The 23125-nt window shown below is 59.8% G+C and carries 18 protein-coding genes and 1 pseudogene; 8 read left to right on the top strand and 11 right to left on the bottom strand.

The window, feature by feature from the left end:
- Positions 1 to 240 precede the first annotated feature (240 nt).
- Positions 241 to 522: pseudogene (locus PPTH39_RS23845) on the bottom strand (PAS domain-containing protein); the annotation flags it as partial.
- Between the two features lie 152 nt (positions 523 to 674).
- Positions 675 to 902, bottom strand: a complete 228-nt coding sequence (locus PPTH39_RS08600) for a hypothetical protein (protein WP_095001524.1) — start codon at positions 900 to 902, stop codon at positions 675 to 677.
- Between the two features lie 270 nt (positions 903 to 1172).
- On the opposite strand from PPTH39_RS08600, the gene PPTH39_RS08595 reads away from it, so the two are divergent.
- The 8 genes from PPTH39_RS08595 (at position 1173) to PPTH39_RS08560 (ending at position 12589) form a co-directional block, all read left to right on the top strand.
- A complete protein-coding gene (locus tag PPTH39_RS08595) occupies positions 1173 to 2318 on the top strand; it encodes an efflux RND transporter periplasmic adaptor subunit (RefSeq protein WP_130871869.1) in 1146 nt (381 codons plus the stop codon).
- A complete protein-coding gene (locus PPTH39_RS08590) occupies positions 2315 to 5410 on the top strand; it encodes a multidrug efflux RND transporter permease subunit (protein ID WP_095018300.1) in 3096 nt (1031 codons plus the stop codon). Before PPTH39_RS08595 ends, PPTH39_RS08590 begins: the two co-directional genes overlap by 4 nt.
- Before the next feature lie 8 nt (positions 5411 to 5418).
- On the top strand, positions 5419 to 6093 hold the full coding sequence (locus tag PPTH39_RS08585; RefSeq protein ID WP_095001527.1) for a heavy metal response regulator transcription factor: 675 nt from the start codon (positions 5419 to 5421) through the stop codon (positions 6091 to 6093).
- Between the two features lie 28 nt (positions 6094 to 6121).
- Complete coding sequence (locus tag PPTH39_RS08580; RefSeq protein WP_095018366.1) at positions 6122 to 7465, top strand: heavy metal sensor histidine kinase; 1344 nt, start codon at positions 6122 to 6124, stop codon at positions 7463 to 7465.
- 229 nt (positions 7466 to 7694) lie between these two features.
- Positions 7695 to 7919 carry a hypothetical protein gene (locus PPTH39_RS08575; protein ID WP_095001528.1) on the top strand — a complete coding sequence of 75 codons (225 nt, stop codon included), beginning with the start codon at positions 7695 to 7697 and terminating at the stop codon, positions 7917 to 7919.
- A gap of 191 nt (positions 7920 to 8110) precedes the next feature.
- On the top strand, positions 8111 to 9430 hold the full coding sequence (locus PPTH39_RS08570; protein WP_095031980.1) for an OprD family porin: 1320 nt from the start codon (positions 8111 to 8113) through the stop codon (positions 9428 to 9430).
- Positions 9431 to 9515: 85 nt separating this feature from the next.
- On the top strand, positions 9516 to 11009 hold the full coding sequence (locus PPTH39_RS08565; protein WP_130871868.1) for a sensor domain-containing diguanylate cyclase: 1494 nt from the start codon (positions 9516 to 9518) through the stop codon (positions 11007 to 11009).
- Positions 11010 to 11044: 35 nt separating this feature from the next.
- The gene (locus PPTH39_RS08560) at positions 11045 to 12589 is read left to right on the top strand and encodes a GGDEF domain-containing protein (RefSeq protein ID WP_332835829.1); all 1545 of its coding nucleotides are present in this window, start codon (positions 11045 to 11047) and stop codon (positions 12587 to 12589) included.
- 50 nt (positions 12590 to 12639) lie between these two features.
- Here PPTH39_RS08560 and lpxC read toward each other — a convergent pair whose 3' ends face one another.
- The 9 genes from lpxC to murD form a co-directional block, all read right to left on the bottom strand.
- Positions 12640 to 13551, bottom strand: a complete 912-nt coding sequence (gene lpxC, locus PPTH39_RS08555) for a UDP-3-O-acyl-N-acetylglucosamine deacetylase (RefSeq protein WP_019823785.1) — start codon at positions 13549 to 13551, stop codon at positions 12640 to 12642.
- 112 nt (positions 13552 to 13663) lie between these two features.
- The gene (gene ftsZ / locus PPTH39_RS08550) at positions 13664 to 14878 is read right to left on the bottom strand and encodes a cell division protein FtsZ (RefSeq protein WP_095001531.1); all 1215 of its coding nucleotides are present in this window, start codon (positions 14876 to 14878) and stop codon (positions 13664 to 13666) included.
- A 73-nt stretch (positions 14879 to 14951) separates the two neighbouring features.
- A complete protein-coding gene (gene ftsA / locus PPTH39_RS08545) occupies positions 14952 to 16211 on the bottom strand; it encodes a cell division protein FtsA (RefSeq protein ID WP_016779533.1) in 1260 nt (419 codons plus the stop codon).
- Positions 16212 to 16226: 15 nt separating this feature from the next.
- Positions 16227 to 17093 carry a cell division protein FtsQ/DivIB gene (locus PPTH39_RS08540; RefSeq protein WP_095001532.1) on the bottom strand — a complete coding sequence of 289 codons (867 nt, stop codon included), beginning with the start codon at positions 17091 to 17093 and terminating at the stop codon, positions 16227 to 16229.
- Between the two features lie 4 nt (positions 17094 to 17097).
- The gene (locus PPTH39_RS08535) at positions 17098 to 18054 is read right to left on the bottom strand and encodes a D-alanine--D-alanine ligase (RefSeq protein WP_088379010.1); all 957 of its coding nucleotides are present in this window, start codon (positions 18052 to 18054) and stop codon (positions 17098 to 17100) included.
- On the bottom strand, positions 18051 to 19511 hold the full coding sequence (gene murC, locus PPTH39_RS08530) for a UDP-N-acetylmuramate--L-alanine ligase (RefSeq protein ID WP_095001533.1): 1461 nt from the start codon (positions 19509 to 19511) through the stop codon (positions 18051 to 18053). The genes PPTH39_RS08535 and murC overlap by 4 nt, the downstream gene beginning before the upstream one ends.
- On the bottom strand, positions 19504 to 20574 hold the full coding sequence (gene murG, locus PPTH39_RS08525) for an undecaprenyldiphospho-muramoylpentapeptide beta-N-acetylglucosaminyltransferase (protein ID WP_095001534.1): 1071 nt from the start codon (positions 20572 to 20574) through the stop codon (positions 19504 to 19506). Before murG ends, murC begins: the two co-directional genes overlap by 8 nt.
- The gene (ftsW, locus tag PPTH39_RS08520) at positions 20564 to 21778 is read right to left on the bottom strand and encodes a putative lipid II flippase FtsW (RefSeq protein WP_095001535.1); all 1215 of its coding nucleotides are present in this window, start codon (positions 21776 to 21778) and stop codon (positions 20564 to 20566) included. Before ftsW ends, murG begins: the two co-directional genes overlap by 11 nt.
- Positions 21775 to 23121: a UDP-N-acetylmuramoyl-L-alanine--D-glutamate ligase gene (murD, locus tag PPTH39_RS08515; protein WP_095001536.1), complete on the bottom strand. Its 1347-nt coding sequence runs from the start codon at positions 23119 to 23121 to the stop codon at positions 21775 to 21777. Before murD ends, ftsW begins: the two co-directional genes overlap by 4 nt.
- Positions 23122 to 23125: the final 4 nt, after the last annotated feature.

The following is a 23125-nucleotide window of genomic DNA, read 5'->3' as shown; positions in this document are numbered from 1 at the left end:
GCTGGCCAGCCACAGCGTGCCCACGGCTGTAACGGCGCCAAATACGGCACTGACAAACAATGCCAGCCTGCCCCCCAAGCCAAGGCGCAAGCCGGCCGGCAACAGCGGCTTGCGCCCCGAGCGTAGAGCGGCGTAGTGGGCCTCGGCGACCGCGACACGTTCAGGAGTCGGGTGGGTACGCACGGATTGGTACTCGACGGTCTCGCCATTTTTCATCACCGGCGTGACATAGGCGCTGACCCAATAGTGATCACCGTTTCTGCAACGGTTTTTCACCATCCCCATCCACGAGCGCCCCGCCTTGAGGGTCTGCCACATATGGCTGAAAGCGGCGGGCGGCATGTCGGGATGGCGCAGCAGGTTGTGCGGGGTGCCCAGCAACTCGCTCAGTTCATAACCGCTGACCTCGATAAAGTCAGGGTTGGCGTAGGTGATGGTGCTGTCGAGATCAGTGGTGGAGAGGATGTTGGCGTCGGGGGCAAAATCAACGGATCGGCCGGTAATCGGTAGATTGATTTTCATGACGGGCGCGCTCGGATTATTAGAGAAGAGTCGGCAGGGTCGTCGACTCTAAGCGCACCTATTAAGCAAATACTGATCTGGCGCATGACTAAAGGAGTTAATCAGGCCTGAACAAACACTAATGGCATATTGCCACTTTTTAGGGCATAAAATTAGCGTTTGCCCATGGTTTTGCGGGTGCCATGAGGGGGCGCGTTAGGGGTTTTATCATGACCGCCGAGGCCGCTTTTTTGGTAGTACGCCTTGCCCTGGGACTTGGCCTTGGCAAACTCCGATGGCTTGAACGGAAAAGTGAACGCAGGAATGACCGGTTTTTCCGGGGTATCGAGGTTCTCGGTGCTCACGGCATCAGGAGCGGTCGTTGGTGTAGGAGAAGTCATGAAAGCTCCGATATACGGGAAATAAACAGGCCGGATGGCGCAAGACCGCCCAGTATACCTGCGCACCCTGTATAGGTTGCACTCGCTGGTCGTAAAAATAATCCAACCCGTGGTGAAAACCCGTGACGTAGCAGCTGCCGAAGGAACGAGGCAGCTGCTACAAACCTTAAAGCTGTCACAAATGTCAGTTAGCCGTCACCGTTATGACCGGGTCCACACGCTATAACCTTTCTATAAGCCCCCATTCCACGCACACGGCGTCTATCCGGCATGCCCAATAAAACCAAAAAAATCTTGCTGGGCACGCTGCTGATTGCCCTGATGGGTAGCAGCGTCTGGTGGCTCAATCGCCCGGCGCCCGGCAAATCGGCAGGTAGCGCGCCAGTGCCGGTGCGGGTCGTGCAAGTCCTGCAACAGGATGTACCGCGCTATATCAACGGGATTGGCGCCGTACTGTCGCTGCACAGCGTCATCATACGTCCGCAAATCGACGGCATCCTCACGGGTATTCGGGTCAAGGAAGGCCAGACGGTCAAGGCTGGCGACCTGCTGGCTACTCTCGATGACCGCTCGATCAAGGCCAGCCTGGATCAGGCCAGGGCCCAACTGGGACAGAACCAGGCGCAACTGCAGGTCGCATTGGCCGACCTCAAGCGCTATCAGTTGTTGAGCGTGGACAATGGCGTGTCCCGGCAAACCCTCGATCAGCAGCAAGCCCTGGTCAATCAGCTCAAGGCTTCGGCAAAGGGTGATCAGGCGGCGATTGCCGCGGCACAGGTGCAGTTGTCCTTTACGCAAATCCAGTCCCCGGTCAGCGGGCGCGTGGGCATTCGCGCAGTAGATGCGGGTAACTTTCTAAGGGTCAGCGATGCCCAGGGGCTGTTTTCCGTGACCCAGATCGCCCCCATTGCCGTGGAGTTTTCCCTGCCCCAGCAGCACTTGCCCCTGCTCCACGACTTGCTCACGGCCAAACAACCGGCCCGGGTCAAAGCCTTTGTCGGCAATACCGGCAGTAGCGGCACGCAACTGGGCGAGGGCCGCCTTAGCCTGATCGACAATCAGGTCTCGGCAACCACCGGCACAATCAAGGCCAAGGCTCAGTTCGACAACTCCACGCAAAGCTTGTGGCCGGGCCAGCTGGTCAATGTCGAAATCCAGACCGGACTGGACCGCAACGCGCTGGTGGTGCCACCGCAAGTGGTGCAGCGCGGGCTGGATAATTACTTCGTCTACCGGGTCAGCGGCGACAAGGTCGAAACCGTTCCCGTGCAGCTGACTTTTCAGGACACCGAACTGAGCATCATCACCGGCGTCAACCCCGGCGACACACTGGTCAGCGATGGCCAGTCGCGGCTCAAGTCCGGCTCGCGGGTTGAAGTCCTGAGCGGGCCAACGGCTGCCCGGGTGCAGCCATGACCCGCAGCCGCTCGGTGTCCGCCTGGTGTGTCGATCACCCGGTCGCCACGGTATTGCTGACCTTCGCCCTGGTGCTGGTGGGGCTGATTGCCTTTCCCCGGTTACCCGTGGCGCCCTTGCCCGAGGCGGAATTCCCGACCATCCAGGTATCTGCGCAATTGCCCGGCGCCAGCCCGGACACCATGGCGTCTTCGGTGGCAACGCCCCTGGAGGTGCAATTCAGCGCCATCCCCGGCATGACCCAGATGACCTCCAGCAGCGCCCTGGGCTCGACCACCCTGACCCTGCAATTCACCCTCGACAAAAGCATCGACACCGCCGCGCAAGAGGTTCAGGCAGCGATCAACACCGCGTCCGGCAAACTGCCCAAGGACATGCCGACCCTGCCGACCTGGAAGAAGGTCAACCCGGCCGACAGCCCGGTACTGATCCTCAGCATCAGTTCGCTGCAGATGCCCGGCACTGAACTGAGCGATTACGTCGAAACCCTGCTGGCCCGGCAAATCAGCCAGATTGATGGTGTGGGCCTGATCAATATCACCGGTCAGCAACGCCCGGCGATCCGCGTCCAGGCCTCGGCCGACAAGCTGGCTGCGATCGGCCTGACCCTGGCCGATATCCGCCTGGCGATCCAGCAAACCAGCCTCAACCTGGCCAAGGGCGCGTTGTATGGCCCGTCGAGCATTTCTACGCTGTCGACCAACGACCAGTTGTTCGACGCGGATGAATATGGCCAGTTAATCGTCTCGTACAAGGATGGCGCCCCCGTGCAGCTACGGGATGTGGCACGGGTTATCAACGGTTCCGAGAATGACTACGTACAGGCCTGGTCGGGCCACCAGCCGGGGCTCAACCTGGTGATTTCGCGCCAGCCGGGAGCCAATATCGTCGACACGGTAGACCGCATCCAGGCCGCCCTGCCCGGTCTGCAGGCCATGCTCCCGGCTTCGGTCGAAGTGACGGTGCTGAGCGATCGCACCAAGACCATTCGCGCCTCCCTGCATGAAGTGGAAATCACCCTGCTGATCGCCGTGCTGCTGGTGGTTGCGGTGATGGCGCTGTTTTTGCGCCAGTGGTCGGCCACGCTGATTGTGTCGGCGGTACTCGGCGTGTCGCTGATCGCCAGTTTCGCGCTGATGTATGTGCTGGGCTTCAGCCTCAATAACCTGACGCTGGTGGCCATTGTGGTGGCGGTGGGCTTTGTGGTGGACGATGCGATTGTGGTGGTGGAGAACATCCACCGCCATCTGGAAGCCGGAGAAAGCATGCGCGACGCAGCGATCAAGGGCTCCAGCGAGATCGGCTTTACCGTGGTATCCATCAGCGTCTCACTGGTGGCCGCGTTTATCCCGCTGCTGTTTATGGGCGGGGTGGTCGGGCGGTTGTTCAAGGAGTTCGCCCTGACCGCGACCTCGACCATCATGATTTCCGTGGTGGTATCGCTGACCCTGGCGCCCACACTGGCCGCGCTGTTTATGCGCACACCGGAACACAAGCCGGATGCCAGGCCGGGCTTTGGCGAGCGCCTGCTGGGCCTCTATGAAAAAGGCCTGAAGCGGGCCCTTGCGCATCAGCGATTGATGCTGGGGATTTTCGCCGTGACCCTGGCCATGGCTATCGCCGGCTATGTGTTGATCCCCAAGGGCTTTTTTCCGGTGCAGGACACCGGCTTTGTACTCGGCACCACCGAGGCGGCATCCGACATTTCATTCCCGGACATGACGCAAAAGCATCTGGCGCTGGCCGAGATCATCGGCAACGACCCGGCCGTGCAGGCGTTCTCCCATGCCGTGGGCGTGACCGGCAGCAACCAGACCATCGCCAACGGCCGCTTCTGGATTGCTCTCAAGGACCGCGGCCAGCGCGACGTGTCGGCCAGCGAATTTATCGACCGCATTCGCCCGCAACTGGCCAAGGTGCCTGGCATCGTGCTGTACCTGCGTGCCGGCCAGGATATCAACCTCAGCTCGGGCCCCAGTCGCAGTCAGTATCAATATGTGCTCAAGAGCAACGATGGTCCGACGCTCACCACCTGGACCCAGCGCCTGACCGAAAAACTGCGCGCCAATCCGGCCTTTCGAGATCTGTCCAACGACCTGCAACTGGGGGGCAGCATCACCCATATCAGCATTGACCGTAATGCGGCGGCGCGCTTTGGCCTGACCGCCACCGATGTCGATGAAGCACTGTACGACGCCTTCGGTCAGCGCCAGGTCAATGAGTTCCAGACCGAGACCAACCAGTACAACGTGATTCTGGAAGTCGACGCGCAGCAGCGCGGCAAGGCCGAAAGCCTCAATTACTTCTACCTGCGCTCGCCGCTGACCGGGGAAATGGTGCCGCTGTCGGCCGTGGCCAGGGTCGATGCGCCCATCAGCGGGCCGTTGTCCATCAGCCATGACGGCATGTTCCCGGCCGCCAACCTGTCGTTCAACCTCGCCCCCGGCGTGGCCCTGGGCGATGCGGTGCTGATGCTCAATCAGGCAAAAAACGACATCGGCATGCCCGGCACCATCAGTGGCAACTTCCAGGGCGCCGCCCAGGCCTTTCAAAGCTCGCTGGCCAGCCAGCCGTGGTTGATCCTCGCGGCGCTGGTGGCGGTGTATATCATTCTGGGGGTGCTGTACGAGAGCTTTGTACACCCGCTGACCATCATCTCCACCCTGCCCTCGGCCGGGCTTGGCGCGCTGCTGATGCTGTGGATATGTGGCCAGGATTTCTCGATCATGGCGCTGATCGGATTGGTGCTGCTGATCGGTATCGTCAAGAAAAACGGCATCCTGATGATCGACTTTGCCCTCGATGCCCAGCGCACCCGTGGCCTGAGCCCCGAAGAGGCTATCTACCAGGCGTGTATCACGCGGTTTCGGCCGATCATCATGACCACCCTCGCCGCGCTGCTGGGCGCCCTGCCGCTGATGCTGGGCTACGGCACCGGCGCCGAACTGCGCCAGCCTCTGGGGATTGCCGTAGTCGGCGGGCTGCTGGTGAGCCAGGCGCTGACGCTGTTTACCACGCCGGTCATATACTTGTGGCTTGAACGACTGTTCCATCGTTCCAAACCCGTCAGCTTGCTGGCGACGAATCACTGAGGCGGGTCATGCGCGTTCTGATTATTGAAGATGAAGAAAAAACCGCCGACTACCTGCACCGCGGCCTGACCGAGCAGGGTTACACAGTGGATGTGGCCCGCGACGGCATCGAAGGTCTGCACCTGGCAATGGAGAGCGATTACGCCGTGATCGTGCTCGATGTGATGCTGCCTGGCCTCGATGGCTTTGGCGTACTGCGGGCCTTGCGCGCGCGCAAGCAAACCCCGGTGATCATGCTCACCGCCCGCGAACGGGTGGAAGACCGCATACGCGGTTTGCGCGAAGGCGCCGACGATTACCTGGGCAAACCGTTCTCGTTCCTGGAGCTGGTCGCCCGCCTGCAAGCCCTGACCCGCCGCAGCGGCGGTCACGAACCGGTGCAAGTGACCGTCGACGACCTGTGGATAGATCTGATCAGCCGCAAGGCCAGCCGCGCCGGAGCCCGCCTGGACCTGACCGCCAAGGAGTTTTCATTGCTCAGCGTGCTGGCCCGTCGTCAGGGCGAGATCCTGTCCAAGACCGCCATTGCCGAGATGGTCTGGGACATCAATTTCGACAGTGACGCCAACGTGGTCGAAGTGGCGATCAAACGCTTGCGCGCCAAGCTCGACGGGCCATTCGAACACAAGCTGCTGCACACCATTCGCGGCATGGGCTACGTGCTGGAGCGGCGCAGTGTTTAAGCGCCCCGCCGCCCTGAACTCCATCGCCATGCGCCTGAGCGCAATGTTCGCCCTGGTGGCATTACTGGTGTTTGTGCTGATTGGTGGAGCGCTGTACCAGCAGGTCGACAAAAGTATCGGCCGCCTGCCTGAAGCAGAGCTGGATGCCCGCTACAGCGTGCTTGAGTCATCGATCAACCGCTACGGCAACGCCGAGCACTGGGCCAAGATGAGCACCAAGCTCAAGCTGCTCAGCGAAGAGGACAAACGCATCCGGTTTTGGGCGATCAGTTCAGACCCGGCCTATGAGTACGGCAACCCCGAGGCAGCCGTGCGCAAATTTGCCCAAGGACCCGTGGGCGTGCGGGACTTGCGCCTGCCCGGCCAGGCCTACCCGTTCAAAGTATTGATCAGCGAAATTCCAGCCAAAGAGCAGCGCCCGGCGCTGCGCTTTTTGATTGCCATCGATACCCAGACCTTTCGCCAGACCCAGCATCACTTGCTGCTTGCCCTGATAAGTCTGGCAACGATTGGCGTACTGCTGGCCTCATTGCTCGGCTATTGGGTGGCGCACATCGGCCTCAAGCCGCTGATCAAGCTGTCTGAAGAAGCGCAAAAGCTGGCTCCACCGCGCCTGTCGGGGCGTTTGCACCTGGCACCGCTGGCTCCGGAGCTGGACCAACTGGTCAGTGCCTTCAATTCGACCCTGGACCGCGTCGAGCAGGCCTGGACCCGGCTGGAGTCATTCAATGCGGATGTGGCCCATGAACTGCGTTCGCCGCTGACCAATCTGATTGGCCAGACCCAGGTGGCGCTGACGCGGGGGCGTTCGGCCGAGCATTACTTTGAAGTGCTGCAGTCGAACCTCGAAGAGCTTGAGCGCCTGCGCAGCATCATCAACGACATGCTGTTCCTGGCCAGCGCCGATCAGGGCAGCAAGGCCAGCAAGCTGTCGAGCGCCTCCCTGGCTGATGAAGTGGCGACCACCCTGGAGTATCTGGAGTTTATTCTTGAAGACGCCCGGGTTGTGGTGCGGGTCAGCGGCGATGCCCGGGTCAATATCGAAAAACCCCACCTGCGCCGGGCGCTGATCAACTTGCTGAACAATGCCGTGCAGCACACCGAAGCCGGGCAAACGATCGAGGTGTCGATCGAGCAGAATTCCGGGCGGGCCATAATCAGCATCAGCAACCCCGGCCTACCGATTGCCGCAGAACACTTGCCGCGCTTGTTCGAGCGTTTCTACCGGGTGGACGCGGCCCGCCACAACAGCGGTGCCAACCACGGGCTGGGGTTGGCCATCGTCAAGGCGATTGCACAGATGCATGGCGGCGAGGTGTTTGTGCACAGCGACGGCGGGCGCAATACATTCGGGTTGGATCTGCCCGCTTGACCTGTAGCACTGTAGATACTCTGTTGCAGGTCAAGCCCTATTGTGGGAGCGAGCAGGCTCGCTCCCACAGTTGCAGTTTTCCTGTAGCTGCCGAGGCTCTAGTCCACGGCCCTCGCATTTGTTACTCAAAACGCAAAAGTCCTTGTCTAAAACAAGGCTTTTTCGCCCCTGCCTGGCGCTATAGATTTAACCCATCACACAGCACTTGCTAAGCAAGAAGGTCTTTGAAATGTCCAGCAGTATGGGTATGGCTAGCGTTTTCGTTTTGTCGTCTTTGTTGTTGTCGCCTTTGGCCATGGCGGAAGAGTCCCCTGCATTCGTCGCACAAAATGCGGCCCGCGCGGCATCGTTTGAACAGCATCAGGCAGAGCTGACAGCACGCCATCAAAACGACGCAAAACCGCAGCCTACACAGGCAAAAGCCAGTGTTTCCGATCAAGCCAAAGACAGCTGATTGCTCACTCGCAGACTTCCCGACCCAGTCGGTCATCTGTCACACATGTGACTGACTGTTTCAAAAGCCGCTATCATAGCGGCTTTTTTTTGTTTTAAAAAAAGCGCTGCCAACACTGGGAGCCCTTCGAACAAGAACAGAATTTGCAAAGAAAATAAAAACTGCCGCCACTTTCAAGGAGCAACAAACTGGTGAAGTACTCACACAAACTCAGTCCGTTATTCATTGCCCTGGCTGCAACGATCCCCACCTACGCCCACGCCGACGAAGACTCAACCAAAGACGGTTTTATCGAAGGTTCCAGCCTTAAGATCCACGCCCGCAATTACTATATGAACCACGATATCCGCAGCCCCCATGCTGATGACAGCAAGGAATGGGGCCAGGGTTTTGTCGGCAAGTTCGAGTCGGGCTTCACCCAGGGTACGGTAGGCTTCGGCCTGGATGCCTACGCCTTGCTCGGGCTCAAGCTCGATGGCGGTGGTGGCACCGATGGCAGCAGCATCCTGCCAGTCAGTGATGGCAACGGCAAAGCGCCTACCGCCTTTTCGTCTGCCGGTGCCGCACTGAAAATCCGCGCCTTCGATACCGAGCTCAAAGCCGGTGATATGTTCCTCACCAATCCGGTAATAGCCGGCGGTGAAACCCGCATGTTGCCGCAGACCTTTCGCGGTGTCAGCCTGACCAACACCAGCTTCGAAGGCTGGATGTTCGAAGGCGGCCAGGTCAGTTTTGAAAAACCTTACAACCAGAGTGGCATGCGCCGCCTGACCACCACCTACGGTGACCTGGGCGATCAAAGCAGCAAGCACATCACCTGGGCCGGCGCGTCCTGGAGCGGCGTGCCAGAAATCACCAGCAACCTCTACGCCGCCCAGTTGCAGGATATCTGGAACCAGTACTACTACGACTTTGACTACACCTGGGAGATGAGCGAGGGCATCACCCTCAACCCCGGCCTGCACTACTATCACACCCAGGACACCGGCAAGGCCCTGCTGGGCGATATCGACAACAACACCTTCAGCCTGCACCTGGCCCTCGGCATTGACGGCCACAAGGTGACCGCGGTGTACCAGCGGGTCAATGGCAACACGCCTTTCGACTATATCTATCAGGGCGACAGCGTTTACCTGGACAACTCGCAGCAATATTCGGACTTCAACGGCCCGAACGAGCGTTCCTGGAAGCTGCAATATGAGTATGACTTTGCCGGCCTCGGAATCGCCGGCCTGACCGCCAGTGCGTCGTATTCACGGGGTGAGCTGGACCTGACCAAGGCCGACCCCGACAGCATCGGCTACAGCAACTGGTACAACCCGGAAGGCAAGAACGCCCATCACTGGGAACGCGACCTGGGCCTCAAGTACGTGATCCAGGAAGGCAAGGCCAAGGATCTGGCAGTGACCCTGCGCTGGGCCACCAACCGCGGCAACACGGCCTACCAGAGCGTGGACAGCGATGTGGATGAGTATCGGGTGATCATCGACTATCCTATTGATGTGTTTTAATCCATGAACAAAGGGCCAGCGTAAAGCTGGCCTTTTCATATGATTGCGTTCATTTTATGGGGCCGAACCCAGGGCGACAATGAGCATGGCCATCAAGCATATCTTGCGCAGTAACGTGCTGACCCTACGCCTGCTGATCGGCGCCACAAGCGTTTCAATCATTGCCATTCTGAGCATCGTCAGCTTCCTGCTGGTACGCGAACACCGCACCGCAGAACTGGCCGCCATCCGCACTTCCCTCAATATCGTGCAGTTGGTCGGGCGTGACGTTCAAAACACGGTAAATCTCTACGACTCAGCGCTCAACGCACTGATCGACGTATCTAAACGCAGCGACCTGAACAGTGTCTCCCTGCCGCTGAAACATATGCTGTTGTTCGATAAAGCCGAACAGACCCCGGCCAATGGCGGCTTTTACCTGCTCAATGCCCAAGGCGACCTGGTCGCCGACTCACGCACTGAAGTCAGCCCCAAAGAAAACTTCAGCCACTGGCCAAGTTTTGTGGAACACCGGGAGTCGGACAGCCCCAACCTGTTTATCTCCCACCCTTTTGACTCAGCCCAAAACGATGGTATGTGCTGCATCAGCTTCAGCCGGCGGATTTCCGGGCCAGACGGTAGCTTTCTCGGCGTCGCTGTGGCGCAGATGAAGCTGGATTATTTCAAGACCCTGTTCCAGAGGCTCGACCTGGAACCCCATGGGTTTATCCGCCTGATCAGTACCGATGGCACGCCACTGACCCAGCATCCGGAACCGGCATCCGCCGACGCGCACACCAACCTGAGCAACAACCCCGTGTTTGTCCGCTTTCTGCAAGAACACAGAGGCAGTTTTATCGCCCTCTCCAGCATTGATGGCGATGAGCGGCTGTACAATTTTTCCGAGGTCGGTGACCTGCCGTTGATTGTGGTGGTCTCACTGGCCACTGAGGATGTGTTCAGCGCCTGGAGGCGCAACGCCATTTTGGTCGGTATCGGTACGCTATTGTTGTGTAGCGCCCTGCTTACGCTCACCTGGCTGCTGGGTCGTGAATTGCATTTGCGTCAACGCGCCGAGCGCCAGCTCGAAGCGCTGGCAACCACCGACCCGCTGACCGGGCTGGCCAACCGCCGCAAGCTGGACCAGACCCTGGAACAGGAATGGCGGCGGGCGCAGCGCTCAGGCAAGCCGCTGTCGCTGATCATGTTTGACATTGACCATTTCAAGAATTTCAACGACACCTATGGCCATCAGGACGGTGACGAGGCCTTGAAACGTGTGGCACGGACTATCCAGCAGTGCATGCACCGTTCCACCGATCTGGCGGCCCGTTATGGTGGCGAAGAGTTTGCAGTGGTGCTGAGCGATACCGATGCCAGTGGCGCGTACAACCTGGCACAGAGCATCCGCCAGGCCGTCGAACAACTGGAACCGTTAACGCCCTCCCATCGCCGGCTCACCACCAGCATGGGGGTCAGTACCTGCCAGGTTAAACCGGGCGACCAGCTAGCAGGCTTGATCAACAGCGCCGATCAGGCCCTGTATCAGGCCAAGAAGGCCGGGCGCAATTGCGTAATCAGTGCAGCAGAGTTGTCCTGAGTGAGTGCCAGCCTTGAATGAAAGGCCCGCTGTACATGGTTTTTTCTTCAGAGGGTCAAGCCATTAAATATCATCTGCGCACACCGGTTATCACCCGCCGCATGCTGGTCTGGGCCAGCGCCTTGTCGGTGGTTGCGATTGTGAACATCGTCGGCTACCTGCTGGTCAGGGAATACCGCAATACCGAAGATGATGCGGCTCGCTCTGCCTTGAATATCGTGCAGCTGATCAGCCGTGATATCCGCAATACCATTTCCACCTATGACTCGGCGCTCAACAGCCTGGTCAGCCTGGTGCAAAGCCAGGCGCTGGCCTCGCTTTCGCCGCAGACACAACAACCCCTGCTTTTCGACAGAGCGGCCGAGGCGCCGTCCAATGCCGGTTTTTTTGTGCTGGATGCCGACGGCAAGGTGATTGCCGGCTCACGCCCGGTCGAGCCCCTGCTCAACAACGCTCGCCAACAGTCCTGGTTCAAGGTTCATCTCAAGGGGCAAACTGAAGGCATCTTTATCAGCCGCCCCTTGCCTGCCAGCGATGCCCCCAATGACTGGAGCCTGGTACTCAGCCGCAGGATCACTACCCCGGACGGCAGGTTTGGCGGCGTCGCCGTGGCCCTGATGAAGATGAGCTACTTCCAGAACCTGTTTCGCGGCCTGGACCTGGGCCCGAAGGGTAATATCAGCCTGGTCAGCAGCGAAGGCATCATGCTGATCCAGTACCCGGCCACCACCATGTTCTATACCGGCCAGGACCTAGGGCACACGCCGATCTTCCTGCGTTTTCTGACCGAGCGCCACGGCAGCTTTACCGCCGTGTCCGGTATCTATCACCTGCAGCGCCTCTACAACTTCGCCCAGATCAGCGAGTTACCCTTGCTGGTGGTGGTGGCTTTGTCCACCGAGCATATATTCAGCAACTGGCGACACACGGCCCTGCTGATCGGCAGCGCAACCCTGCTGCTGTGCCTGGGCCTGCTGTGGCTGACCTGGTTGCTGGTACGCGAATTGCGCCTGCGCCAGCGCGCCGAAGGCGAACTCGCCGCCATGGCCGCCACCGACCCGCTGACCGGACTGGCCAACCGGCGCATGCTGGACAAGACCCTGGATCTGGAATGGCGCCGCGCACAACGTACAGGCGCGCCGCTGTCACTGATCATGATTGATATCGACCACTTCAAGCCCTTCAACGATGCTTATGGTCATCAGGCAGGGGATGAGGCCCTGCGCCAGGTCGCCCGGGTCATCAAGGCCAATGTGCGACGCCCCGCCGACCTGGTGGCCCGCTACGGTGGTGAAGAATTCGCGGTAGTACTGACCGAAACCGACGCGGCAGGCACGCGCCTGCTGGCAGAAAAAATTCGCGCCGCGGTTGAGCAAATGGAGCCGGTCGACCCCACCACCAAAAAGCTCACTGTGAGCCTGGGCGCCTGCACCCGCTACGCCAAACCCGGCGACGACCGGGAAGAACTGCTCAGCACTGCCGACAAAGCGCTTTATCAGGCCAAAAAACGCGGGCGCAATCGGGTGATGGATATCAATGAAACCGGCCTGAATGCGCTGAAACCTAAAAACGAAACATAAAAAAAGGCCACCCGAGGGTGGCCTTCAAAAACTAGAGAAAGAAGTTTTACTTAAACTGCCGCAACCGGACGCATATACGAAATCGGTGCAGTGCTGGCATCTTCAAAGGTCACGACTTCCCACGCATCGGTCTGTTCAAGCAGCTTGCGAATCAGCTGGTTGTTCAGTGCATGGCCAGACTTGAAGCCCTTGAATTCACCGATCAGGCTATTGCCCAACAGGTAAAGGTCGCCAATTGCATCGAGGATCTTGTGCTTCACGAATTCGTCTTCATAGCGAAGGCCGTCTTCGTTCAGTACACCATCCGCGTCGACCACGATGGCGTTTTCCACGCTACCGCCGAGTGCGAGGTTGTGCTTGCGCAGGTACTCGATATCACTCATGAAACCAAAGGTACGCGCGCGGCTGACTTCTTTTACAAACGAAGTGCTGGAAAAATCCACGGTTGCACTTTGGGTGCGGTTACGGAAAACCGGGTGATCGAAATCGATCTCGAAGCTCACCTTGAAGCCTTCGAAAGGGACGAAAGTGGCGCGCTTGTCGCCATCTTCCACTGTCACTTCACGCAGGATGCGGATGAACTTCTTCGGCGCGTCCTGTTCTTCCAGGCCGGCAGATTGAATCAAGAACACGAAAGGTCCGGCGCTACCGTCCATAATCGGGACTTCAGACGCGGAGAGTTCGACGTAGGCGTTATCGATCCCCAGGCCAGCCATGGCCGAGAGCAGGTGCTCTACCGTGTCTACTTTTACATCGCCGTTGACCAGCGTGGTCGACATCGTCGTCTCGCCGACGTTTTCCGCGCGCGCAGGGATCTGCACAACAGGGTCAAGGTCTGCACGACAAAACACGATGCCGGTGTCCACAGGCGCAGGCTTGAGGGTCAGGTAGACCTTCTCACCGGAGTGCAGGCCGACACCTGTGGCACGGATAATATTTTTCAGGGTGCGTTGTTTAATCATGGCATTGGCCGCTTCAGCGCAAATTGCGAACTGGTATCAACAAAGGCTGGCGATAATAGCAGACCGAGCCTTTGCTGAACACCAATCACCTTAATACCCCTGATTGATTTCATTAATCAGCCTGGCGACGCAGGAAAGCCGGGATGTCCAGGTAATCCAGATCATCTTGCGGATTGAGCTTGGCAGCAGTCGTCGCGCCTTGCTGGGCCTGGTTGCGCATCACGGTCGGGCGATCCAGATCACGGTAGTTGACCACCGGTTGTTCCTGACGCTCGGTACGGGTTTCCTGACGAACAGGGGCGCTGTGTGCTGCCGAAGCTGCGTACGAAGCCTGCAGGGTGTTGTCGACAACCTTGACCGGCTTCTCGATTTTTGCACCCAGACCGGTAGCAACCACGGTGACATGCAGCTCGTCACGCATGTCCGGATCGATAACAGTACCGACCTTGACCATTGCGTGTTCCGAAGCGAAGGCTTCGATGATGCTGCCCACGTCGGAGTACTCACCCAGGGACAGGTCAGGGCCGGCGGTGATGTTTACCAGGATGCCGCGAGCGCCTTCCAGGTTCACGTCTTCTAGCAACGGGTTGCGAATGGCCGCTTCGGTGGCCTCACGTGCACGGTTCGGACCGCTGGCGCAGCCAGTGCCCATCATCGCCATGCCCATTTCGCTCATCACGGTGCGTACGTCGGCAAAGTCGACGTTGATCATGCCCGGACGCTTGATGATGTCGGAGATACCGCGAACGGCACCGGCCAATACGTCATCGGCCTTGGCGAACGCAGACAGCAGGCTTGCGTCTTTACCCAGGATGGTGAGCAGTTTTTCGTTCGGAATCGTAATCAACGAATCGACGCTTTCGGACAGCAGACGAATACCTTCGTCGGCGATCTGCATGCGCTTGCGACCTTCGAATGGGAACGGACGGGTCACCACCGCAACGGTGAGGATGCCCATTTCCTTGGCCACTTCGGCAATGATCGGCGCAGCACCGGTACCGGTACCACCGCCCATGCCCGTGGTGATGAACACCATGTTGGTGCCCTGCAACACTTCAGCGATACGCTCGCGATCTTCCAGGGCAGCCTGACGACCGACCTCAGGGTTCGCGCCGGCACCCAGGCCCTTGGTCACGCCAGTGCCCAGTTGCAGGATGGTACGCGCACCAATGCTTTTGAGCGCTTGTGCGTCTGTGTTGGCGCAGATGAATTCCACGCCTTCGATGTTGCTCTTAACCATGTGGTTAACAGCATTGCCACCGCCACCACCAACACCGATAACTTTGATTACCGGGCTTTGCGGGATGTTGTCTACGAGTTCGAACATGGTCCCTCTCCTTTCATTTCTCTAGTTTTTTTCGCCTACTTCTACCGCTTTGAATCTGTTTACAGCTCAAGCTTTAAAAGTTGCCCTGTACCCAGCGCTTGAGGCGCTCAAGCACAGGGGCTTTTTGTTCGTCACTGCTGTAGTTGTCGCGGTTGCTGATACCCGATATCGAAATACCGTCTGACTGCTTTTGCAGCCCGTACAACAACAAGCCCACAGCGGTGGAATAAATCGGATTGCGCACAACGTCGGTGAGGCCCTTGAAACTGTGCGGCACACCCAGACGGACCGGCATGTGGAAGATCTCTTCGGCCAGTTCGACCGCGCCTTCCATCTTTGAAGTACCACCGGTCAACACGATGCCCGCCGGAATCAGGTCTTCGTAACCGCTGCGACGCAGCTCGGCCTGAATCAGGGTGAACAGCTCGTCGTAACGCGGCTCGACCACTTCGGCCAGGGCCTGACGGGACAGTTCACGGGGTGGGCGATCGCCCACGCTTGGCACCTTGATGGTTTCGCCGGCACCGGCCAGTTTGGCCAGTGCACAGGCGTAACGAATCTTGATTTCTTCGGCATATTGCGTTGGTGTACGCAACGCCATGGCGATGTCGTTGGTCACCTGGTCACCGGCAATCGGTATCACTGCCGTATGGCGAATCGCGCCTTCGGTGAAGATCGCGATGTCGGTGGTGCCGCCGCCGATATCAACCAGGCAAACGCCCAGTTCCTTTTCATCATCGGTCAGTACCGAGTAAGCCGATGCCAACTGCTCAAGGATGATGTCGTCCACCTCAAGGCCACAGCGGCGTACACACTTCTCGATGTTTTGCGCGGCATTCACGGCGCAGGTCACGACGTGAACCTTGGCTTCAAGACGTACGCCCGACATGCCCAGTGGCTCACGTACGCCTTCCTGGTTATCGATCACATAGTCCTGCGCCAGGGTGTGCAGCACACGCTGGTCAGCCGGGATCGCGACAGCCTGGGCGGCGTCGAGGACGCGCTCAAGGTCGGCGGTGCTGACTTCACGATCACGAATCGCCACGATGCCGTGGGAATTCAGGCTGCGGATGTGATTGCCGGCCACGCCGACAAATGCCGAGTGAATCCGGCAACCGGCCATCAGCTGCGCTTCTTCGATGGCGCGCTGGATCGATTGCACGGTGGACTCGATGTTCACCACCACGCCTTTCTTCAGGCCACGGGACGGGTGCGTGCCAATACCGACGATTTCGATCGTGCCGTCTTCACCGACCTCGCCTACCAGCGCAACCACCTTGGAGGTGCCGATATCGAGGCCGACGATCATTTTGCCGCTTTGCACATTTGCCATGGGTCCTGCCTCTTCTTAATTCTTCGCGACAGCGGGTTGGGCTATCGTGGGTGCCACAGGTTCCCGCCAGCCGACGGCCAATCCGTTGGCATAACGCAAATCGATGCGCGCTATGTTTGTAATCTGTTCTTTCAGCGTTTTTTCATAGATGGCTATGAAGCGACGCATTTTTTCTACCAGATGATCGCGCCCCAACAACAGCTCGATCCCGGGCCCTGCACTACCGGCTCCAGTGGTCAGGAACCAGCTACCGCGCTCACGCAACTCCAGCCGGGCTATGGAAAAGCCCATCGGACGCAGCATCTGGCTCAACACCTGATACTGCTGCATCACCTGCTGCTGAGCCCGTTGTGGACCAAACAGCTGCGGCAAATGTTCGTAATTGGCCAGCTCACGCGGGGTGAACGCCTGGCCCTGGTTGTTCAACAGTGCCTCATCCCCCCAACGCGCAACCGGCAGTTGCTCTTCAAGGCGAATCACCACCTGGTCGGGCCACACGCGACGGACTTCGGCGTGGGCAATCCAGGGCATCTGCTCGAGCTCGGTGCGCATGCCTTCCAGGTCTACGGTGAAGAAGCTCGCTGCCACATAAGGGGCAATGCGCTGCTGCACGGCTTGCTGGCTGATATAGGTCAAATCGCCCTGCACGTTGATATTGGTGATCGGGCGGTCGGCATAGGGCATCAGGCGCTGCGCACCTTCATAGGTGCCATAACCCAGCGCCACCAGCAGCACCGGCCAGAACAACGCTTTCAAAAAGCCGAAATTGGCTTTTGGCAAACGCACCGACATCGGCTCTTTCGCCACCATCCGGCTGGCGCCACGCGGCACCGGCTTGCGGCCGGGAGCGGGTGGTTGATGACGAAGCGATGCACCTTGCATGGACTTAACCCCGCGCCTCTAAACTTGCCGCCAGAATCGACAGCACCAGCTGTTGGAAATCCAGACCCGCCGCCTTGGCCGCCATCGGCACCAGGCTGTGATCGGTCATGCCCGGCGCGGTGTTGACTTCCAGCAGCCAGAACTGGCCTGCGGTGTCCTGCATCACGTCCAGACGGCCCCAACCGGCAATGCCGATCGCCTCGCAGGCTTTCGCCGTGAGGTCCATGAGCTCCTGTTCCTTGGCACTGTCGAGGCCGCACGGGATCCGATACTGGGTATCGTTGGCCACGTACTTGGCGTCGTAGTCGTAAAAGCTGTGGGGCGTACCCAGGGCAATCGGTGGCAACACCTGGTCACGCAGGGTGGCGATGGTGAACTCGGGACCTGTGATCCACTGCTCAACCAACACTTGCGAGTCGTACTTGCTGGCATCGGCCCACGCGACGATCAACTCGTCCACGTTACTCACTTTGGCCATACCGATACTTGAACCTTCATGAGCCGGTTTGACGATCAAAGGGAAGCTCAGTTCCTTGGCCGCAGAAATACAATCGGCTTCGCTGCTCAATACTGCGTGACGTGGCGTTGGAATACCCAGGCTGTGCCACACCTGTTTGGTGCGCAGCTTGTCCATGGCCAGGGCCGACGCGAGGATGCCGCTGCCGGTGTAAGGAATGCCCAGGCACTCCAGCAGGCCTTGCATGCTGCCGTCTTCACCGCCACGACCATGAAGGATGATGAACGCGCGGTCGATTTTTTCGCTGGTGATACGGGTGATGAAGTCATCGCCCACATCGATACCGAAGGCATCCACACCGGCGCTTTGCAGCGCGCCCAGCACGGCATTGCCCGACTTCAACGAGACTTCACGCTCAGCGCTTTTGCCGCCGAACAACACGGCCACACGGCCGAAATCGGCTGGGGCAATGGTCGAGAACAGATTGGCATAGGCAGCAGTCATTTCAACTTTCCTTCACTGGTAGCGGCAACAGCGCCGGCGAACAGCGGGCTCTTGATAAGTTGCGGTGCCAGACGGCCGATATCGCCCGCCCCTTGGCACAACAGAATGTCGCCAGCGCGCAGCAGCGGCTTGACGATCGGCGCCAGCTCGACGCCGCGCTCGATGTAGATCGGGTCCAGCTGGCCGCGCTGACGGATGCTGTGGCACAGCTGGCGGCTGTCAGCCCCGGGAATCGGCTCTTCGCCAGCCGGGTAGACTTCCATCAACAGCAATACGTTGGCATCGGCCAGTACCTGGACGAAATCGTCGTACAGGTCACGGGTGCGGCTGAAACGGTGCGGCTGGTACACCATCACCAGGCGACGTTCCGGCCAGCCACCACGTACGGCCTTGATCACCGCGGCGACTTCGGTCGGGTGGTGACCGTAGTCATCGACCAGCATCACGCTGCCGCCATCAACTGGCAGCTCGCCATAAACCTGGAAGCGTCGCCCCACCCCTTCAAAGCCCGACAGGCCCTGAACGATGGCTTCATCGCTGATGCCTTCATCAGAGGCTATGCAGATGGTGGCCAGGGCATTGAGCACGTTGTGGTTGCCCGGCATGTTCACCGACACATCCAGCGGCTCGCGGTCAGGGCGCAACACGGTGAAGAAGGTTTGCATGCCCTGCTGGCGCACATTGATCGCGCGTACGTCAGCGTTTTCGCTGAAGCCGTAGGTCACGGTCGGACGCTTGACCAGCGGCAGGATTTCACGCACCACCGGATCGTCCAGGCACAGCACGGCCAAGCCGTAGAACGGCAGGTTGTGCAGGAACTCGACGAAGGTCTTCTTCAGCTTGTTGAAGTCGCCTTCGTAGGTCGCCATATGGTCGGCGTCAATATTGGTGACCACCGCCACCAACGGCTGCAGATGCAGGAAGCTGGCATCGCTTTCATCAGCTTCGGCAATCAGGTAACGGCTGGTACCCAGTTGTGCATTGGTACCGGCTGCATTCAGGCGGCCACCGATCACGAACGTCGGGTCCAGGCCACCGGCCGCGAACACCGAGGCCAGCAAGCTGGTGGTAGTGGTTTTGCCGTGGGTACCGGCAACAGCGATACCGTGGCGATAGCGCATCAGCTCGGCCAGCATCTCGGCACGAGGCACCACCGGAATGCGGCGCTCAAGTGCACTCGCGACCTCGGGGTTGGAGGTATTCACGGCACTCGATACCACCAGCACATCGGCGTTGGCGGCGTTCTCGGCGCGGTGGCCGATATAAATGTGTGCGCCGAAGGACTCGAGCCGCTCGGTCACAGGCGAAGCGTTCAGGTCCGAGCCCGACACTTCATAGCCCAGGTTCAGCAACACTTCGGCGATACCGCACATACCCACGCCGCCGATACCGACGAAGTGGATGCGACGGATACGGCGCATTTCCGGTTGTGGCATAGCTTTTTGATTCTCAACCATTGGCCACCTCCAGGCAGATATCTACAACGTTGCGGGTCGCATCGGGTTTGGCCAGGCGGCGGGCATTGGCCGCCATGCTGTTGAGTCGTTCCGGTTGCATCAAAACCTCTGTCAGGCGTGCAGCCAGTTCGGCTGCGCCAGTTGTCGCTTGCGGCATCAGGAAGGCTGCGCCCTCGCGTGCCAAAAAGTCGGCGTTACGGCTCTGATGGTCATCGATCGCGTGGGGCAATGGCACCAGCAGCGAAGGCAGACCGGCCGCAGCCAGTTCACTGACGGTCAGCGCGCCTGCGCGACAAACCACCAGGTCGGCCCAGCCATAGGCATGGGCCATATCCTTGATAAAAGGCTGTACGTCAGCCTCGACGCCGACCGCGGCATAGCGCTCGGCGGTAATCCGGTCATGCTGCTTGCCGGCCTGGTGAAACACTTCAGGGCGAACGTCAGCCGGGACCTTGGCCAGCGCTTCAGGCAACAACTTGTTCAACGGCTCGGCGCCGAGGCTGCCGCCCAGTACCAGCAAGCGCGCCTTGCGCCCTTCGAGCGCAGCCCGAGGCGCCAGGGTAAACAGCTCGGGGCGTACCGGATTACCGGTGCTACGCAGCGTCTGCGAGGCTGCAAAGGTGCCGGGAAAGGCTTCGCACACCCGGCTGGTCATCGGCACCAGCAGGCGGTTGGCCGTACCGGCTACCGCGTTCTGCTCGTGAATGATCACCGGTACACCGCAGGTTTTCGCCGCCAGGCCGCCAGGCCCGGTCACGTAACCGCCAAAACCCAGCACACACACCGGCTTGAGTTGACGAATGATCCTGCGCGCCTGAAACAGCGCCTTGAGCAGTACAAAAGGGGCCTTGAGCAACGACAGCTTGCTCTTGCCACGCAGGCCCGCCACGTTAATCAGGTGCAGTTTGAAACCGGCAGGCTCGACCAGTTCATTCTCGATGCCACGGGGCGTACCGAGCCAGTGCACGGTGTAGCCGCGGGCTTCGAATTCGCGGGCGCAAGCCAGCGCCGGGAACACGTGGCCACCGGTGCCGCCCGCCATGATCAGCACGTTAGCGCCCATGGGTCGGCTCCTCTGCAAAGTCGCTTTCTTTGAAATCGGTCTCTTCACTGCCCAGGTGGGTTCGACTCTCCCACTCGATGCGCAGCAACAGCCCCATGCACACGCAGCAAATCACCAGCGAGCTGCCGCCATAACTGAGGAACGGCAGGGTCAGGCCCTTGGTTGGCAGCAAGCCGACGTTTACCCCGATATTGATCAGGAACTGGCCGATCCACAGGAACGACAGGCCGTAGGCCATATAAGCCGAGAAATACTGCTTGGCGCGCTCGGCCCACATGCCGATGTACATGCCGCGCACACACACAAATACGAACAGGGCCACGGTCAGCAGCGAGCCGACAACACCCAGCTCTTCTGCCAGTACCGAAAACACGAAGTCGGTATGTGCTTCAGGCAGGTAGAACTGCTTCTGCACACTGTTGCCCAGACCGACACCAAACCACTCGCCGCGACCGAAGGCGATCAGGGCCTGGGTCAACTGGTAGCCGGAGCCGAACTGGTCGGACCACGGGTCGGTAAAGGTAATCAAACGCGCCATGCGGTAAGGCTGTGCCTGTACCAGCACGAACACCGCGCCGACAGCCAGCGCCACCATCAGAGCGAAACGGAACAGGCCGACACCACCGAGAAACAGCATGGCAGCAGCGGCGCCCATCATCACAACCGTGGCTCCGAAGTCGGGCTCCATCAGCAGCAGGCCGGCCATTGGCAGCAGCACGATAAATGGCTTGAAAAAGCCCATCCAGCTATCCCGCACTTCCTTCTGCTGACGCACCAGGTAGCCCGCCAGGTAGATCACCACAAAGACCTTGGCGATCTCCGAAGGCTGCACGTTGAAGAAGCTGAAACCGATCCAGCGCATCGAGCCGTTTACCTCACGGCCAATGCCCGGGATCAGTACGGCCACCAGCAAACCGAATGCACCGATCAGCAACATGAAGCCCATGCGTTGCCAGGTCGCGATCGGCACCATCATGGTCATGATGCATGCGCCCAGGCCGAGCACGATGTAAAACAGGTGGCGGATCATGTGGTACAGGGTGTTGCCCGACTGCAACGCCGCCACTTCGGACGAAGCCGACGTGATCATCACCAGCCCCAGACCGAGCAAGGCCAGGCAACCGGCGAGCAACGGGAAGTCGAGGTCGATGCCACGCCCCGTAATCAGCGGTGAAGGATAAGGTTTGAGGATGCCGAACATCATGCCAGCACCTCCACGGCGCGAGCGAACAACTGGCCGCGCTCTTCGTAGTTTTTGAACATGTCGAAACTGGCGCAGGCTGGCGACAGCAAGACTGCATCACCCGATTGCGCCAGTGAGCGGCTCAGTGCGATGGCTTCGTCCAGCGAACCGGCACGCACTTGCGGCACGGCATCGCCAAGGGCGTCGGCTATCAGCCCCGCATCACGACCTATCAACACTGCCGCGCGGCAGTGCTTGGCAACCGAATCACGCAAGCCGCTGAAATCCGCGCCCTTGCCGTCGCCGCCGGCGATAAGGATCAGCTTGCCATCCATGTCCATCCCCAGCCCTTCGATAGCAGCCAGTGCCGCGCCGACGTTGGTGGCCTTGGAGTCGTTGTAGTAGCTCACGCCATCCAGCTCGCGCACCCACTGACAGCGATGCTCAAGACCGGTGAAATTGCGCAGGCTGGCGAGCATGGCGTCGAACGGCAGACCAACCGCGTGACCCAGCGCCAGGGCAGCCAGGGCATTGGCCTGATTATGTGCGCCACGCACTTTCAGCTCGCGCACGGGCATGAGGTTCTGGAATTCGAAAGCGAGGTATTTTTCGCCGTTTTCTTCACGCAGGCCGAAGGCCTTGAAGTCCGGCGCGCTGAGGCCGAAAGTCCAGCACGGCTGACCTTCGCTCATCAGCGGGCGGGTCAGGGCATCCTGACGATTGACCACCACCTGCCGGGCGCCACGGAAGATCCGGTGCTTGGCCAGGTGGTACGCAGGCAGGCCGCTGTAGCGGTCCATATGGTCTTCGCTGACATTGAGCACTGTGGCCACTTCAGCACCCAGCTGGTTGGTGGTCTCCAGCTGGAAGCTCGACAGCTCCATCACGTACAGCTCGATATCATCGCTGAGCAGGTCCAGTGCCGGCGTGCCAAGGTTGCCACCCACCGCAACGCGCTTGCCGGCTGCCGCAGCCATTTCACCGACCAGGGTGGTCACGGTGCTTTTGGCGTTGGAACCACTGATTGCCACGATAGGCGCTTTCGCGTTACGCGCGAACAGGTCGATGTCGCCCGACAGTTTCACGCCGCGGGCAGCAGCAGCTTGCAGCGCCGGAGTCGCCAGGGCCAGGCCGGGGCTCACGTAAAGCTCGTCGGCGCGGCACAGGAATTCGACATCCAGCTCGCCACAACGCACTTCCACTTGCGGGTAGTCACGGCGCAGCGTGGCAAGCTCCGGCGGGTTTTCCCGCGTATCTGCCACGGCAAACGACACGCCCCGTTGCGCCAGGAAGCGCACCAGGGACATGCCGCTCTTGCCGAGGCCGACAACGATGCGGAAGTGGTCAGAAGCGATCAGAGACACAGGT

Source organism: Pseudomonas bubulae (assembly GCF_900618535.1).
Taxonomy (GTDB): Bacteria; Pseudomonadota; Gammaproteobacteria; order Pseudomonadales; family Pseudomonadaceae; genus Aquipseudomonas; species Aquipseudomonas bubulae.
Note: the sequence above shows the minus strand (reverse complement) of the source record. Positions and strands in the feature narration are given on the sequence as shown.